Source organism: Erwinia piriflorinigrans CFBP 5888 (genome assembly GCF_001050515.1).
GTDB lineage: Bacteria > Pseudomonadota > Gammaproteobacteria > Enterobacterales > Enterobacteriaceae > Erwinia > Erwinia piriflorinigrans.
In genome coordinates, this window is sequence record NZ_CAHS01000021.1 from 46,432 (window position 1) to 61,599 (window position 15,168).

General features: G+C 52.3%; 15 protein-coding genes and 5 pseudogenes. 3 read left to right on the top strand and 17 right to left on the bottom strand.

All coding sequences use genetic code 11. The features are described 5' to 3' along the window. Positions 1-287 precede the first annotated feature (287 nt). Entirely contained in the window at positions 288-728 is a 441-nt protein-coding gene (locus tag EPIR_RS14580; RefSeq protein ID WP_023656228.1) for a WapI family immunity protein, read from the top strand. Positions 729-790: 62 nt separating this feature from the next. Here the strand turns inward: EPIR_RS14580 and EPIR_RS18790 are convergent. From EPIR_RS18790 to EPIR_RS14590, 3 genes and pseudogenes are all read right to left on the bottom strand, one after another. Then, positions 791-931 (bottom strand): annotated as a pseudogene (locus EPIR_RS18790) (tail fiber assembly protein); the annotation flags it as partial. Positions 932-970: 39 nt separating this feature from the next. After that, positions 971-1,261, bottom strand: a pseudogene (locus EPIR_RS14585) (phage baseplate assembly protein V); the annotation flags it as partial. 89 nt (positions 1,262-1,350) lie between these two features. After that, entirely contained in the window at positions 1,351-1,821 is a 471-nt protein-coding gene (locus tag EPIR_RS14590; protein ID WP_048697779.1) for a hypothetical protein, read from the bottom strand. A 438-nt stretch (positions 1,822-2,259) separates the two neighbouring features. Between EPIR_RS14590 and EPIR_RS14600 the strand changes: the two genes are divergently transcribed. Both EPIR_RS14600 and EPIR_RS18390 read left to right on the top strand, forming a co-directional pair. After that, entirely contained in the window at positions 2,260-2,970 is a 711-nt protein-coding gene (locus tag EPIR_RS14600; RefSeq protein ID WP_023656232.1) for a hypothetical protein, read from the top strand. Positions 2,971-3,238: 268 nt separating this feature from the next. Continuing rightward, positions 3,239-3,587 (top strand): annotated as a pseudogene (locus tag EPIR_RS18390) (helix-turn-helix domain-containing protein); the annotation flags it as partial. Between the two features lie 263 nt (positions 3,588-3,850). Here the strand turns inward: EPIR_RS18390 and EPIR_RS14605 are convergent. The 14 genes and pseudogenes from EPIR_RS14605 to EPIR_RS19215 all read right to left on the bottom strand — a co-directional run bounded on the left by EPIR_RS14605 (position 3,851) and on the right by EPIR_RS19215 (position 14,579). After that, a complete protein-coding gene (locus tag EPIR_RS14605) occupies positions 3,851-4,552 on the bottom strand; it encodes a M91 family zinc metallopeptidase (protein ID WP_023656234.1) in 702 nt (233 codons plus the stop codon). Positions 4,553-4,995: 443 nt separating this feature from the next. Then, positions 4,996-5,370: pseudogene (locus EPIR_RS14610) on the bottom strand (hypothetical protein); the annotation flags it as partial. Positions 5,371-5,402: 32 nt separating this feature from the next. Beyond that, positions 5,403-5,807 carry a hypothetical protein gene (locus EPIR_RS14615; RefSeq protein ID WP_023656236.1) on the bottom strand — a complete coding sequence of 135 codons (405 nt, stop codon included), beginning with the start codon at positions 5,805-5,807 and terminating at the stop codon, positions 5,403-5,405. Positions 5,808-6,023: 216 nt separating this feature from the next. Next, entirely contained in the window at positions 6,024-6,251 is a 228-nt protein-coding gene (locus EPIR_RS14620) for an ogr/Delta-like zinc finger family protein (RefSeq protein WP_023656237.1), read from the bottom strand. Positions 6,252-6,329: 78 nt separating this feature from the next. Then, positions 6,330-7,424 carry a phage late control D family protein gene (locus tag EPIR_RS14625; RefSeq protein ID WP_023656238.1) on the bottom strand — a complete coding sequence of 365 codons (1,095 nt, stop codon included), beginning with the start codon at positions 7,422-7,424 and terminating at the stop codon, positions 6,330-6,332. Beyond that, a complete protein-coding gene (locus tag EPIR_RS14630) occupies positions 7,421-7,906 on the bottom strand; it encodes a phage tail protein (protein WP_023656239.1) in 486 nt (161 codons plus the stop codon). Before EPIR_RS14630 ends, EPIR_RS14625 begins: the two co-directional genes overlap by 4 nt. Then, positions 7,903-10,363, bottom strand: a pseudogene (locus tag EPIR_RS18395) (phage tail tape measure protein). The gene EPIR_RS14630 and the pseudogene EPIR_RS18395 overlap by 4 nt, the downstream one beginning before the upstream one ends. Beyond that, positions 10,353-10,475, bottom strand: coding sequence for a GpE family phage tail protein (locus EPIR_RS14645; RefSeq protein ID WP_023656241.1), 123 nt, complete (start codon positions 10,473-10,475; stop codon positions 10,353-10,355). The pseudogene EPIR_RS18395 and the gene EPIR_RS14645 overlap by 11 nt, the downstream one beginning before the upstream one ends. A gap of 14 nt (positions 10,476-10,489) precedes the next feature. Beyond that, positions 10,490-10,792: a phage tail assembly protein gene (locus tag EPIR_RS14650; RefSeq protein WP_023656242.1), complete on the bottom strand. Its 303-nt coding sequence runs from the start codon at positions 10,790-10,792 to the stop codon at positions 10,490-10,492. 56 nt (positions 10,793-10,848) lie between these two features. Then, on the bottom strand, positions 10,849-11,364 hold the full coding sequence (locus EPIR_RS14655) for a phage major tail tube protein (protein WP_023656243.1): 516 nt from the start codon (positions 11,362-11,364) through the stop codon (positions 10,849-10,851). Positions 11,365-11,373: 9 nt separating this feature from the next. Next, entirely contained in the window at positions 11,374-12,546 is a 1,173-nt protein-coding gene (locus EPIR_RS14660; protein ID WP_023656244.1) for a phage tail sheath protein, read from the bottom strand. Positions 12,547-12,769: 223 nt separating this feature from the next. Further along, positions 12,770-13,843, bottom strand: coding sequence for a phage tail protein (locus EPIR_RS14665; protein WP_023656246.1), 1,074 nt, complete (start codon positions 13,841-13,843; stop codon positions 12,770-12,772). Between the two features lie 63 nt (positions 13,844-13,906). After that, positions 13,907-14,461, bottom strand: a complete 555-nt coding sequence (locus tag EPIR_RS14670) for a phage tail protein I (RefSeq protein WP_023656247.1) — start codon at positions 14,459-14,461, stop codon at positions 13,907-13,909. After that, positions 14,454-14,579 carry a hypothetical protein gene (locus EPIR_RS19215; protein ID WP_023656248.1) on the bottom strand — a complete coding sequence of 42 codons (126 nt, stop codon included), beginning with the start codon at positions 14,577-14,579 and terminating at the stop codon, positions 14,454-14,456. The genes EPIR_RS14670 and EPIR_RS19215 overlap by 8 nt, the downstream gene beginning before the upstream one ends. Positions 14,580-15,168 lie beyond the last annotated feature (589 nt).

Sequence of the window (15,168 nt, forward strand, 5' to 3'; positions counted from 1 at the left end):
GCGCGCAACCTTAAAATGACTGAAACAGCAGCGAAACATATGTATCAACCTAGCCGGTATGTACCTTTGCAAATTCAGGAAAGAACTATCCGATACGGCAGACGCATGCCTGACCCTCGCGGAGGTCAGGGGATGTTCAGGTACGAAACGGAAATTTATAAATTACGCTTCGATAAGCTGCGGCGAGAGTATGTCCACCAGAAGTATAAATTTGAGGTGGTCGTCAGAGAATCTGACTGGACAATATCTCATTTTAAATATTTTTATTAGCTAACAGGAAAGCTTCAATGTTTGATATCAGGAATGAAGAGTTTACTTTCGCCATCGCTCCTTTTGAACGTGTCCCGGACAACGAAGCCGATCCTGTGAACCATCACTGGGACTGGATACAGTCATGGGTGGAATTTTCTGTCAGTGGCCTGAAAGTGCAGTTCAAAACCGAGTTCACCGTTGGAGAGCTGAAAATTCTGAAAAAAGAATTTTCAGCTTTTCATCAGGCTTTGATTAATCAGCAAAAACTGAAGCCGTTTAACTATCAGAGTGATATTCATCAGCTGGATATGATACTGACAAATGAACAGGGTATTGACAGCGTGACCGTCGATTTTATTCTTCGTCCAGAAAATCATGCTGACAGTGTCCAGGTTAAAGGCAGTTTCGGTCTTGATGAAAGCTTTTTCCCCGACATTCTCAAACGGCTGGATGAAATGATTGAGTGGCAGAATTAAGCACTCTGACTTTTCACTTATTTATATAACAATCCACATTCGTTACAACGGGCGGTTGTTTTTCAGGCTGGCCTTTCCGGCCATACAATATCTGGCGCGGCGGCAATATCGGCGACCTGTACTGACTTCATCCACGCGGTGAGAGAAGCGTACTCCGCACCGATGTAATGTCCAGCCTCAGCGGTGTTTACCATGCCTGCATGGTGCTTGTTGGCCCCGCCGCACTACGCCTTTTCACTTTCTGCCGCCTGGATAGTTGCGGTCTGGATGTCGGTTGCCTTCAGCGCACCGTTTTCCGGTTCGTACTCAATTACCGCACCACCGAGGCAAGGGACGATCGCCTGCTCACCCACGGATGGGGCATTCCACGTGCGGGTTTTACCCGCGCGGGTCGTCAGCCAGTGCAGCCAGCCGGTGGTGGTGTTCCCGGTCGCGACGCGGCAAAGCCCGTCGTCAAGATTGACGGCGACAACCGTGCCGATACAGATCAAGTTGCGCAGCAGGCGCTGGATGTCGGGGATTTGTGAGTTCATGATTAAAGAGTGAACTCATTAGGAAGTTAAGGCCAGCGCAAACAGCCCGTTGATGAATGAGTAAAAAAGCAGGCCCATGAAAATGGACGTCACCTCATTCTTTTATCGCTGCTTTTCAAATACAATGCATCAAGATCGGTAATTAAATTATAAAAACCCCGCCTTATCTGGCTGTATTTTAAATTATCGGCATCCTCAACAGGGATTATTGCGTAGTATGGTGGGGATTCCAAGCATCTCAGTCTTAAAAATTGATATTCAAAATTATATGGCAATGCGACTCTGTAATCAGAATCACTTACCTTTATATAAATCGCCTTTTTTAGCAACCTGGAGCGCATATACGTGTCATGACAAAAGAAAGTATCCCGCGCATCCATAGGCATGGTTACATTGAAAACGATCTTCATGGCATTCAACAGATTAACCTGATATATGGAACTCATTGTAATCCAGAAAAAAAAGACGGCATAAACACTGATCTCTTCCCTTTGTTCAGTACCGGCGTAAAGTGGTTTTTCCGGCCTTTCTTTCCCTGAACAAATGAGATCATCCGGCATGAAAAAGACGCGTTATACCGAAGAGCAGATCGCTTTTGCCCTGAAGCAGGCAGATTCATGCACCCAATGCATGAATAGCTTTGATGAATCTGATTATCGGTAATGCCAGGCTTCACTTGTTCTCAGAGCGTGCCCTTGATCGATAGATTTTGCTCACGACGGAAACAGTGACAACAGCCAGAACAATAGAGAAAAGGCCCAAAAAAATAAGTAGTGAAAGCAGAGGATTTAACATTCCCCCTAAGCTTGTGAAATCACTCAACCTCGCGAGCTGCTCGGATGTTAGTGCACGAAGAACAACCTCCGGTATAATTAGAAAGAAAATAATAACAACTGGAACATAAATCAGCGTTTTTTTCGTTTTTCCCATCTTATTTCTTGCCCTTGTTAGCGAACATGATCAAAAATTGGGTAAATGATACAACAAGGACCTAATGTATGTCACAAGCCTATTTGCAATTGAAAATGCAGGCCAATAAGAAATTAGCTATTGCATTAACAAATTCACTTAATGACATCCATGCAGATCATATATCTACTATTGAAAAGATAAAACTGGGTGGGCAGCGGCTCATCAATTATGGTTCATGCCTCGTCCCGAATGAATATTATCGTAGTTCATGCCGCGATACATGGAGAGAAGACAAAAGGTTAGTGCTCGCGTTAGGTGAGATATATGATAGGAACGATGTTGCTTTGGATATGGTTGAAATATATTTCCGTAAAACCTTAACAAAACTTGGAGATAAAAAAAGCAATAACCTTGTGTCTCATATCCAAAATTTGTTAGGTAAAGCAGCAGAACATGCTTCAACCAAAGCCAGCAAGCTGGCTCTGTCATTAACCATTGCCAATTTAGTGCTCGGCAGCACCGATTTCAAAAAAAACCATATAAAACTTGTTAACTCCTTCTCAACATGGTTTGTGAACGGAACAACGCTTTATGCAAAAGCACAAATAGCCGCATCAGCCGCTAACAGGCTTAAATTCCAAGACTATTCATATTATCAGGCCTTATGCAAAGAAAATATTGAAATGCTTTACTTTCTTATTGAATCTAAAATGTCTGAAATAATTTACCAGGTAAATTCTGGAGATAACAACGAAGAAAAAATCGCAGATGCTTTGTATGAGATTTTACGCAAATGAAACGTACAATTTTATGGTTACTCCAGTCATTTTTCTATTTGATACCTGCCGCAATCATTGTGACAGGCGTGTATTTATTTATACGATTCATCCCTGGCTACGCAGCACCTATTAGCATATTATGGGTAATTATCGTTTCTTTAATATATATTAAATACAATAAATGGTATTAATAATATACTAAATAGCTGCGCGGAATAGTAGATCGCTTAGAGGGAACTCTGCCCGGAATGAGCTATGCCGATATCGCACCAATTCCCCGCGACGACTGATACAGAAAGTTATCCATAAAACGCGTGATAAAGATCATGCCCGTAGACTGACGGCCGTGCTGATTCTGTATCGGGGTGAATGTGTCAGTGACGTTGCCAGAGCGCTGGGCTGTGCCCGTTCTTCCGTTGGACGCTGGATAAACTGGTTTACACTTCATGGCATCCACGGTTCGAAATCGCTTCAACCTGGACGCGGACGACGCTGGCCTTTTGGGCATATCTGCGCACTTTACGTCAGTGGATAAAACACTCTCCGGGCGATTTTGGTTATCAACGCTCGCGCCCACACTGCGCATCCGTGACCCGCACAAAGAGGAAAAAATGTCGGCAATTAGCGCAGCACTGACATTTAGGGTATTTCACCGCGAAGGCAATACAGCATAATGATGTAAACATCCTTCCCCATGACTCAAGGAATTTGATAAAACGGAATATGTTAAAAAACCGAAATTAATAAAAAACGGCCACTGTCACTTTTAAGGGAGTTCCCGTTTTCTTTTTCCTACATGATATTTCCGGCTAAATAACCCTGCCGTTTCCGAAAAAAAATGGACGTACAGCAATTTTTCATCCCTGGATATCTATAAACCCTCATATTAACGATATAGCTAAAGTAAGGGATGTAATTTTTTCCGTTCGTAACCCATAGTTATCGTATTATCATCATTTACAATATAAAAATCATATGGATAGGATGTTCTTCGAGGTGCGCCAATTTCTTTACGGAATTTATTTTCTGAAAGGTATTCTTCAGAAAAAAAACCTAAACCGACAGTTCTGGCTTCCTCAAGTAAAAGTGGATAGTCTGTTTGTGGTTCTGGCTGAGAAATGACAACTCTCAGTCGCTCTCCATTTAAATTATGGAAAACGTGGAGTAATTCATGGAACACTACACACGCCTGAAATTCCACCAGATCCATCCCTTGGTCAAAGAAATATTCAACGGCGTCAAAATTGCAGTGAAAGTCGGAACCCGTTCCTCGAAAGTTTTCAGCATCTGTTTTGCAGTGTGGTTCTACCATTAACTCCTCAGAATTGAGAAATATCGCTAGTTTTTTTGATTTGAGTTGAGATGTTAATGCAATACATTTCAAAAGAGTGCGTCCAGTGTTCGTGGACTTGACCTTATCGAGAGCAGTTTCGAGTTGCCGGTAGTTTTTATAGTCAGTCCCGATGAAAGAAAGCTGTTGATTGTTATTAATCCAGTTTACACCAGAAATTTTCACCAGAGACTGTATGTCTGAAGCCGGATCCGAAGATGAGGGCAGATTTAACACAGGTTGTGTCAGTTGAAGGGATGTGGGGCGCATGATGAACTCCAGGAGGAAGCGATACGTGGTGGTTGGCGGTATCTGATATCAAAAAGATAAAAGATCTGGAAGACGAATGAACGCCCACAATGAGTGACTTAACAATCTGACAGCGTAAGAATATCTGTTGATAAATAATCAATCTGGGAACTCAAAAAGGTGGGTCTGCAATCACTCTTGATTGATGTGTACGTCACAACAACTGGGGAAGACTTAGGATACGGGATGAGTAAAACAGGAACCTTCCCGCTGCTTTTTCAAGGAAGGCCCGGAGGAAAGATGGCAATGCAGGGTTACAGGTAAGGATTCATTTTACTGATTAATACATCGCTCCTGATACCATCTACCTGTCCCTTCGGTCAATACTCCCAAAGACTCCAGTGACCTTTGCCCCACGGGTAAAGAGTATCGGGATAATCAGGCTGCGTTCTCCAATGCTCAGGCTACATGTTTATTTTTCGGAAGAAGTCATCATGCATTTCCCATGCAACGCTATTTTTCCATGTATCTATGTTGGATTTGATATATAAATTGCTGAAAGAAACGGGAAGATCAGAATCAATAACAAGCCGTATCAGATTGAAAAGGTTACCAGCCATTTCTTCTCTGGTGGCATTTGCATTGTTCCCCCTTTTATTATTAACCTGAAAAGCCAGATAATCTTTACTGGTAAACCCGACTTCTTTTAAGTTTTTAACAATCGTTTCTACCTGCCCTTCCGGCGTGCTCGATTTTGCACGGAAGATATGCCAGACACCCGAATGCAAACCTGTATCTTTGGATTTTCGGAAATTTTGTGAGAAAGTGGAATCAATAAAAGTTTTTCCTTCCCCTGGTTAATATCTCTTATTTAATAAATCCCCGCATCACAAACCAGACCCTTCACATCTTTACCGGTAATGTTTTTGACAATATAACTACCGCCATACGGGAAACTGATATGTAACTGGCTGGCATTATACACCGTATAACGCTGTTCTTTTTTATCATGAGTCACTTTCGCATCAGCTTCAACCTGTATTCTACCTTCTACCTCGGAAGGTAATTCATATTCTATCATAAAGGAAACGGTTGAGGGCGTGAACTTTGTACATCCATATTCGGAACCCAATTTTTCCGGGGATTGACTATAATCAATGCTAACAACTTCATCCTTCTTAAAATCCCAAGTCTTTTCATTAAATCCCGCGCAGGCAGAACCGCTAACGATAAATGCCAAAGTGGTGACTAAAAGCTGATATTTGAATGCCTTCATTTTATATTCCTTTATAATTGATGGATTGTCATGTTATGGACGACTGTAACTCTTTTATTCTCTGTTATCTGACCGCAACGCTTTATCAACGCGGAGTCGTAAAGTATTCACAGAGTGAGATAATATGACCCGACGATACTGGCTGCGCAAAAAATAAATCGCAGCCCGCAACGCCATCCCTTTTTCCACGCCTCTGCCAGTTTTGCCGGAAACGGTTTAATTACCCGGCGGCGAAAGGCGTTTTTCCCGCGCCCCTTTCACATGCGGCGGCGCCGAGCTGATTTTTGCCGGGCGACTGACCGACCTGACAAAACTTTCGTGGGTGACAAACGTATGCCCACATTCAATATTGGTGCACTGGTTGTAACGCTCTTTGGTTTCCGTTGAAACCTGGAAGCTGCTTCTTGTGTGGGCCGCACGCCCGCACAGTGGACAATTCATCATGTTTTTACCTCTGCCAATGGTTGCTTTGATACCGTACATCATATCGCAAAAAACCAATTTGTGAAGTAATAAATCCATTTATGGTATTTTTAATCGCCTTTCAAGTTCCATACTGGTAGTAAACCCCTTATCGGCCGTCACGTTATGGGTCAGTTTGCTGATAATCCAGGTTTCATCATCTATGGGTGCTTTAAAGCCGCTGACCTTTATCATCATCTCCGTGTACAGCTCGGCGCGCCCTTCGGCCAGCAGCAGCGTGAAGGATGACACGCCACGCCGTATCCGTTCCCATTGCGCTTTCGCCGCCTGTAGCGCATCGTCCCGGTTGGCATAAGTGCGGTTCAGCACCAGCGGGTTTGCACTCTCTCCAACCAGCAACGGATTGCTCTCTTCGCTAGCCTCCGGCGCGGCGGGGGGGATAGCAGTTTGATTTCCCTTCGCCGGCTGGCGTTTCTTTTTTTCCGGTTCGCGCGTGTCCAGCCAGTGAGCGCTTACCCCCGTCCAGCGGGTGCCGCCCTTAATGTCAAAGACGTGACCATCCCCAGCCCGGCGCGTCAGGGCGACGATCGGCAACAGCTTACCGCTGGCGGTTCTGCCCTCCCCCTGGGGCATAAACAGTAAATGACCGTCTTTGATGGCGGCGATCGCCCCATAGCGACTGGCCAGCCGTACCAGAAAACTGCCGTCGCTTTCGTTTGTCTGGTCAATATGATCTATCGGCTTGTCCTTCAGCTCGTCGCTTAGCGCCGGTTTTAGCCCGATCTTGCCAGCAATGTCCTTCACCACCGCGCCCAGCGTGGTTTCATGCCACGTATGCTCGTGCTTTTGACTCAGCGCGCTGCTGAAATCGGCGCTGCGGGCGGTGATGCTCAGGGTGTCCGGCGAGCCTTGCAGCGTGACGGCATCGACAACAAAGCTGCCTTTCGGGCACAGCGCCTGGCCCTTCCAACCCAGCTCAAGATGCAGGACGGCCCCCAGGCGCGGCATGACAATTTGCCCGTCGGCGTCGTCCAGCGTCAGTGTCAGATCGTCAGCGACAAAGCCACGGTTGTCGGTTAAGGTCAAATTTATCAGCCGCTTATCCAGCTCGCTGGTGACATCTTTATCGGCAATGTGGATGCGGAATGCCGGGGTTTTGCTGCCGGATGCGATGGAATGGCTGGTCAGGTTCACGGCAGCAGCCCTCCCACCGTATCGGTGATGTTGCCGATGGCGGCGCTGGCTTTATCCTGCATATTGCTTAACTGGTCGCTCAGGTCGCCAAACAGATCGTTCAGCACATCGTCCACCCGCTTCAGCGTCAGCTTAAACTCAATGCGCCGCGCCTGGCCGCTGGCAGAAAATTCGGTTTTGGTCTGCTCCAGTTCCTCAATGATAAACATGCCGAAAATGGTGCCGCTGCCCTCAATCAGCGGCCAGGCTTTGCCCAGCTCCGCCATCAGCTCCAGCGGCACCAGCGACAGCCTGCCGCCGGTGACTTCAGGCAGCAGGACGCCGCTTAGCGTCAGGGTGTCGTTATCCGCGCCGAGAAACTGCGCCGACGGCCGATGGCTCACCCGGCTGTTTATGCCGTAGCGCCAGCTGCGATGGTATTGCAGCGTCTGATACGGCAGGGTGCTTAGCTTAAATACGTATAAACCCAGTACCATCATCATATGTCATACCCCTCCTGGTCCCGTAGATTGCTCAGCGCCTGCGACCGGGCGCTGCGTTCGCGTTCCGCAAGCTGGCGCGCCACTTCCTGCGCGATGTCCTGCGGGTTCTGCCCCGGCTGCACGTAGATGGCGATCGGCGCATGTGTGGAAATGTTCACTATCGGCGCAGCCCGCGCCGTCTGGCTGCCCTGACCCGCTGCGGCTTTAGCGGGCAGGCTAAGCGGATGCAGCGGCGCGGCGTCTGCCGGGGCGGCGGCAACGCCCATCATCCCCGCCACCACCGAGGCCAGCGCCGCAGTGCGCCTGCGGCTGGTGATGTTCGCCGGGCCGTTGACGATTTCCGGGCCGTTTTCCCCGACGATACCGGTCTGCCCGGCGCGAATATAGCCGCCGCTGTCATACATGCTGAACTGCCCGAAAGGGCCATAATCGGCGGGCGCTACCCAGCCGCCCGGATTGTTAATCGCCCCCTGCTGCTGTTTCAGCACTTGCGCGGGCAGCTTCACCTCTGCCGCCTCTTTTTTGACCAGGCCCAGACTTTCCAGCAGCCCTCTCACGCCACTTCGGATCGAATCGAGCGGGTGGAGAACGATATTCAGCCCCTCCGCCAGTAAAGTACCGAAGTTGCGCCCCATTTCTGCGGCGCTCTGTAACTCCTCAGTGGAGGATTTAACCGGAGTGAGCAGCTCGGTAAACCAGTTCCATACCCCTTTTACCGCGTTGCCGATGGCGTCGAATATCGGCTGGAGCGGGGCAAGCGCCTCGCTGATGGGCGCGGCTGCCGCGCTGAATCCTTCCACCACGCCGCCGAGGAAGGCTTTGATCGGCTCCCAGTAATTCCATATCAGCAGCGCCGCCCCAACCAGCGCAGCCACCAGCAGCCCTACCGGACTTAACAGAAAGCCCAGCACGCCCGAAATACCGTACAGCGCGAGGCGCAACAGGGCTAATGGCCCGGAAGTCAGCGTACTCAACACTTCGCCGGTGATGCTCATCTCGGCGCGCAGCATCGCCATCGGATTTGACGCCATGCCGATCGCCGTTTTTATACCGGACATCCCCGCACGCCATATCTCCATCGGGCTTTTCATCTCGACAATCGACGCCTTGATGCTGGAAAACCCGGCGCGCAGCATCGCCATCGGCGGGGGGGCGGCGGGCGCGCAGCATCGCCATCAGCGGGCCGCCGACGGCTTTCAGGGCATCGCCCATCACTCCGGCCGTGCGGCTCAATGCGTTTTTAGGGCTGTCAAGCAGGCCTTTGTAGCCACTGGTGGCGGCCAGCGCGTTGCGCAGCAACGTCAGCGGCGCATTGGCCAGCCAGCCCAGCGCTTTCCCCGTGCTGCCGACCGCTGCGGTCAACGAGGGCAGCCCTTTTACGCCGATCGTCGACAGGCCGAGGCGCATCGCCGCCAGCGGCCCCAGCACCGCCGCGGCCGCCCCAGCGAGAGTGCCAAGCGCGACGGCCAGTGCCGCTCCCCCCGCCGCCAGTTTCATCAGCGTGCCCGCCAGCTGCGGGTTTTGCTCAACCCACTGGCGCATCGCCACGGTGACTTTCCTGACGTTTTCGAGGATCTCCATCAGCGGCTGGTGCAGGGTTGCGCCCAGGCTGCCGGAGAGGTTGTCCATGCTGGTTTGCACCATCATCCATTCCCCGGCCAGCCCGCCCTGGCCGCTGGCTTTCTGCTGCGCCTGTTTGCTGGCAGCCGCCAGCAGCGCACGTTTCTGGTCTTCCCAGTTATCCTGCGGATTTGCCTGCTGGTTGCGCGCCGCTTCGGCCACCAGCGCGGCATAGCCGGCCGCGCCGTTTTCCACCGGCTGCCGTTCGCTGGCATTTTTGATTGCCGCCAGCAAATCGTCGTAGCGGGCAGTGGGCTGGCCACTTTTATCCAGCAGGCCGCTGACCTCGTTGGTCACGCCCTTCATCGCGCTTTCCATGCTGGCGTCTTGTTTGATCGCCGAAAGAATTGGCGTACCGAGGGACATCCCGGCGGCCTTGCTGCCCGCGCCAAATGCGGCAATGCGATCGCGGACTTCCAGCCTGGCGGCATGCGTATCGCGCGCCGCCCGGAGGCGTGCCTGCTGTGCTTCCGGCGCGGGCAGTGAATGCTGACTGACCGGCAGCAGGTTCTGACTCACGGGCAGTGAATGCTGACTGACCGGCGTCTGACGGGTTTTATCGGCGAGTTGCCGCAGCCGCTGAGCGCTGTTTTGCAGCGCGTCAATAGCCTGGCTGGCCTGCTTCTGTAGCCCAAGCTGCTTCACCGCCTGGCCGTTGCCGGAAGCAAAGGTTTTATACAGCTGCACCGCGTTCTGGTTCGCCTTTTCAAGGCTGGCCCGGATGGTGCCGAGAGCGACCGACAGCGCCTTTGAGCCGTCAGTCGTGGATCGAAATGAGCGGGTGAGCTGGTCAACCGCTTTCTGAATGTCCTGCAAACGCAGGTTGTTATGACTCATTGCTGGCCCCGCTTCGCTGAATCGCTTTATGCCGCCATTCCAGCACTTCGGCTAGCGGCATAACGTCGGTAACGGACGGCGGCCAGTGGAAAATGGTGGCAATATCGGCCACCAGGCAGTCTACGGTCAGGCTGTCGGTAAACCGGCAAGCACCGACTTCTTCAATAAAAAAGTGACCACCTCAATCGACAGCGCGGTGAGGTCGGCCGGATCCAACTCGGCCATCTCCTGTGCGGTCAGGGCCGGGGTGGAGATGCGCGGAATAATGGTCATCATGGCGGCTACGTCCATATCCATGATCGCCTGCAAGCGGGTGCCGCGCAGCGCGCCGGACTGCGGTTTGTGCAGCACGATTTCGCTGATGGTGGTTTTACCGCGCAGAACAGGGGTATCCAGCAGAACAATTTTTTCGTTTGCTTTGTCGCTCATTGTTTTTTTCCTGATTATCGGGATGGCTGGCGCGGGGAGCCGCGCCAGAAAAAGGTTTACAGGCCGAGTGCGTTGCGGTGCGCTTCCATCAGATCAACGCCGCCGACGATTTCCACCATGTTGACCAGGTCGACTTCGTACAGCACTTCGCCGTCGATGGTCAGTTTGGCGTAGCTGTTGGTGCTGGTGACTTTGGTGGTGCTGCTTTCGCCGCTTTTCCACTCGCCGGAATCCAGCTCTTTGTGGCGACCGCGTACCACCAGCTCCACCGCCTGCACTTCGCCGGTATCATCGCGCTGGATGGAGCCGGTAAAGCGCAGCTGGATGCCGTCTACCGTGGCTTTGCCCATCTGCTTAAACAGCAGCAGCTCGGTGCCGCCGATGGTGAATTCCGTGTCCAGCGCGCCGTCATCCAGCCCCATGTCCACGTCCACCGCGCCGGGCATGCCGCCCCCGCGATATTTCTCAAACTTGCGGGTGAATTTCGGCAGCGTCAGAGATTCGGTCAGTCCCTGCCAGTTGTTACCGTCATTGAACAGGTTCAGATGTTTTAACTTGCGTGGTAATGCCATGTTGTCCCCTTACGCACTGACCTGACTGGAGAAATCCAGCAGGTAACGATCGGTGATGCGCTGACGCAGCATCAGGTTTTCCAGCGGCGGCACTGGCGTGAAGTCATAATCAATGGTCAGTTTCCCGGCTTTCAGGGAATCTTTATCGTTGACCGACTCATCCAGCCAGCAGTCCGCGCCGATGATATAGCCCTGGGTTTTCAGGTTACGCAGCTTGGCGCGAATGCCTTCGATAATGTCACGCGCCAGCGACGGGTTAAGCACGCCGTCTACCGCCCACATGTGCGCTTCAGCGATGGTGTCGGCCAAAACCTGCGCGGTGCGGGTGTAGTTTTCAAAGGCGAACAGCGGATCGTCGCTAAGGCAGCGTGAGCCCCAGAAACGGAAGCCGTCTTTGCGGATAAGCGTGGTGACGTCGTTCTGGTTGAGCAGCCCGGCATCAGTTGCCGGATCTTGCAGATCCCAGAACACATCGGCAGAAAGCCCGGTGACGCCGTTCACGCCGACGTTTGACAGGGATTTATGCCAGCCGGTCTGCTGATCAATTTTGGCGCGCAGGCCGAGCGCACGGGCGGTGGCGTAAGCGCTTTCTTCGGCCTTCTTCACGCTGTCAAAGTTGACGAAGTCAGGCCAAATCAGCATCCCTTCGCGCTGACTGAAGTTTTTGCGGTAGGCCAGCGCTTCCGTCACCGTTTTGCAGCCGTGGGCAGCCAGGTAAGCGAAGCCGCGCAGGCTTTGCGCCACACTCAGCAGTTCGGTGGCGACGGCTTGGTTATCCAGCCCCGGCGCGCCGAGGATACGCGGCTTAACGCCGAGCTGTGTCTGGGCAGAAAGCAGCGCTTTGATGCCGGTTTTTTTGCCGTCATCGGTGACGCCACCAATGAGATTAGCGGTGGTTTCCTCTTCGCTTTTCCCTTCAGGAACGCGTACCACCACCGTGACCGGGCTGGCCTGGTCGGCGATGGCCTTCAGCGAACGCGCCAGCGTGCCGGACTCACCGGCTTTACCGCTGGCGGTAAGCACGTCGGTCAACAACACCGGTTTGTTAAGAGGAAAGAGGGTTGCATCGGCATCATCGCCGGTGCAGACCATGCCCACGATAGCGGTGCTGACCGTGGTAATGGGGCGGGTGCCTTCGTTGATTTCAACAACGCGCACGCCGTGGTGATAGTCCTGAGCCATAAGGCAGTTTCTCCGGTTTACTTGGGGTTTGGTTATTGTTGTTTTTTTCCGGCACCGGTTGCACGCGAAGGGCTTTGTTATGCGGCTGATACAATTCGCCGCGCGTTTTCCCCTGCCGTGACGCAGGTTGGCGGCCGACAAAAACGTCGGCTTCAGGCAAAAAAAAGCCCCTGCAACAGGCAGGGGCCGGATTATCTGGCTGCGCAGTTCAGGGTGCGCGGGATTACGTCACCCGATACCAGGCCATCAGTTTGATATTCGCTTCAACAACGTTGAACGCCACATCGCTCCCCATATTTTCCGTTCTGCCGTCGACGAAGTTGTGTCCGTGTGGACCGATGTAGAGATCGTGAGCGTGATCGCCCCCTTCTGAAGTGTCATTACAGTCGTGCATAAGCTGATTATCCGATCCGCTGGACTGGGCCCCCCACTTTCCTCCCGGGCTTCCCCAACCGCTTTGATGGGCATGCCTGCCGCCCGACGAGGTCGTTTTGTTGCCGAGATCGGCTTCCTGTATCGCGCCGGTGACCGACAGCGACAGGGTTGGCAGGTTGTCTCTGGTGAGGATCACGCTGTCGCTGCCACCCATCTGCCCCACGTCTGAGCCATCCGCGCACGCCACGCGCACGGAACGCCCTTCCTCAAGGTAACGCCATGTTGACCAGGGCCATGTGCCATTGGGGTCAACGTGTTGCTGGAAGAAACGCACCGTGCCGATGGGATTATTCTCATCCCAGGCGCGACGGGATTCGCCGGCTATCGCGTCATCTATCGCCATGATGGTTCTGTTATCGGCCGCACGGATTTCCTGGTCAGTGTAGGTTTTTGCCGCGTCCAGTGCGGCGTTGACGTCTTCCCGCGTGGCAATCACGAGTGTCGGATCGACGATCATCTCCACGTTGCTGGTGCTGCTGACAGCGAGTTGGATGCGCACAATTTGCGTGCGGCTGGAGCCGTCTTCTGCCACCGGCTTATAGCTTTCCGGCATATTCCCGATGGCCACACACACGCCATCGTTGGCGAACAGTGCAACCTCGCGCAGCCACCAGCCGCCCGTCTGCGGCGGTATGATTATCTCTGCCAGCACCGTGCCGGGCAGAACCACCTCCAGCTTATTGAGCAGCGAGCGGTAAACTTCGCCAATCAGCGCCGTCTGCGCCGGATCGGGGATTGGCAGTACACCGCCGCCGTCCCCCACCGCCATATGTGTGATATCCATTTTATCACCAGCCGCGATGGCGGCAGCCAGGCGATCTGCTCCGACGTGGGTCAGGGTGGCAAAGTATTTTTTCTGCATAACATCATCCTTTATGTTTTTTTCCCAATAATAATCAACACGTTCTTAACGTTTTACGTGCCGTCACGCACTTTCGTCCGGTCGACGGGCCTGGTCGGGTGAATAGACCGTGACGATATCGCCCGTACAACTGGCCGCTTTGAGATACGCCACGCCCGCAACGATCGCAGAGATAGCAAGCTGCGCGATATGGCGGCTCACCGGTCGTGTATCGCCAATAAGCCGCTCAAGTTCGCTGACCATTGCGGCGTTAATGCCCGTCTCTCCGACGTCAATTTCCAGGCGAAAGGTGCCCGCCGCATCGTCCTCCTGCCACCACTCCCGGAGGATCATGGCATAGCCGAGGTTTTCGATAACGCGCCGCATGGCCGCGACCGTCCCCTTATGCCGATGGATGTAAAATGCATGGATGACCGTCTGGCGTTTCTCCTCTTCACTCCAGCTTTTGTCCCAGCGGTCAACGGAAAACGCCCAAGCCAGATACGGCAGAAATTCGATCGGGCAGCTGGCCGGGTTCCACAGTTCGCGCAGCGGCGTTTGCAAGTCGGAGATGCCGCTACAGCTTGATGCCAGACGGCGCTCAAGCGGCGAGGAGCCGGTAGGTAACAGGCTATTCATTGCGGCCTCCGGTGATGCGGTCTTGCCCGGCGCAGATCGCCTGCACCTTATCCGGCAGCGGCCGTGCGGGGCCGCCCTGTCGGATAGCGGATGGCGGGATAGAAAAGGTTTTGCTCACAAATACACTCCATTGCGTTATTACCGGCGTAAGCGCCGCCGCGAACGGCAGCATGGGGTGCGCAGGCCCGGTCTGTTGTCCCCGCACCTGCACAATCAACCGGGGATATAGTCGGCCTCGAAGGGGATCACTGCACCCGCTGGCCGTTGTCGGATGGCTGACACAATACGCCGCTATAAAAAACGCCCGTTAAGGGCGCTATTGCGGCGGGCGGGCACTTTTTTCAGCGACATCGTTATCTGTGATACCGATGGCCTGAGATAACCATCATCCAAATACCTGAAATTAGGCACTCATCTCATTCTTAATACCCATATCATTATCGTATTCACGCCATTGCTTAAATAATTCGGATGTGTCTTATTAATCAATCATTCCCTTTAATTAAAAAAATAATATTGGTAACTGCATTCTGAAGTTAACCACTGCAAAAATAGCTTCTCACTCTATTTTTGGCGTATGTCTTTCAGCGTCCATATTAACTTCAATTTTATTTTTTTCAGACATAACTGGAATTTTGTCTAAAAAATGAAATATGAGTTTTCCGGAATGCAAAAGTATTCCTCCCATCGATACGGGCAATCACTGC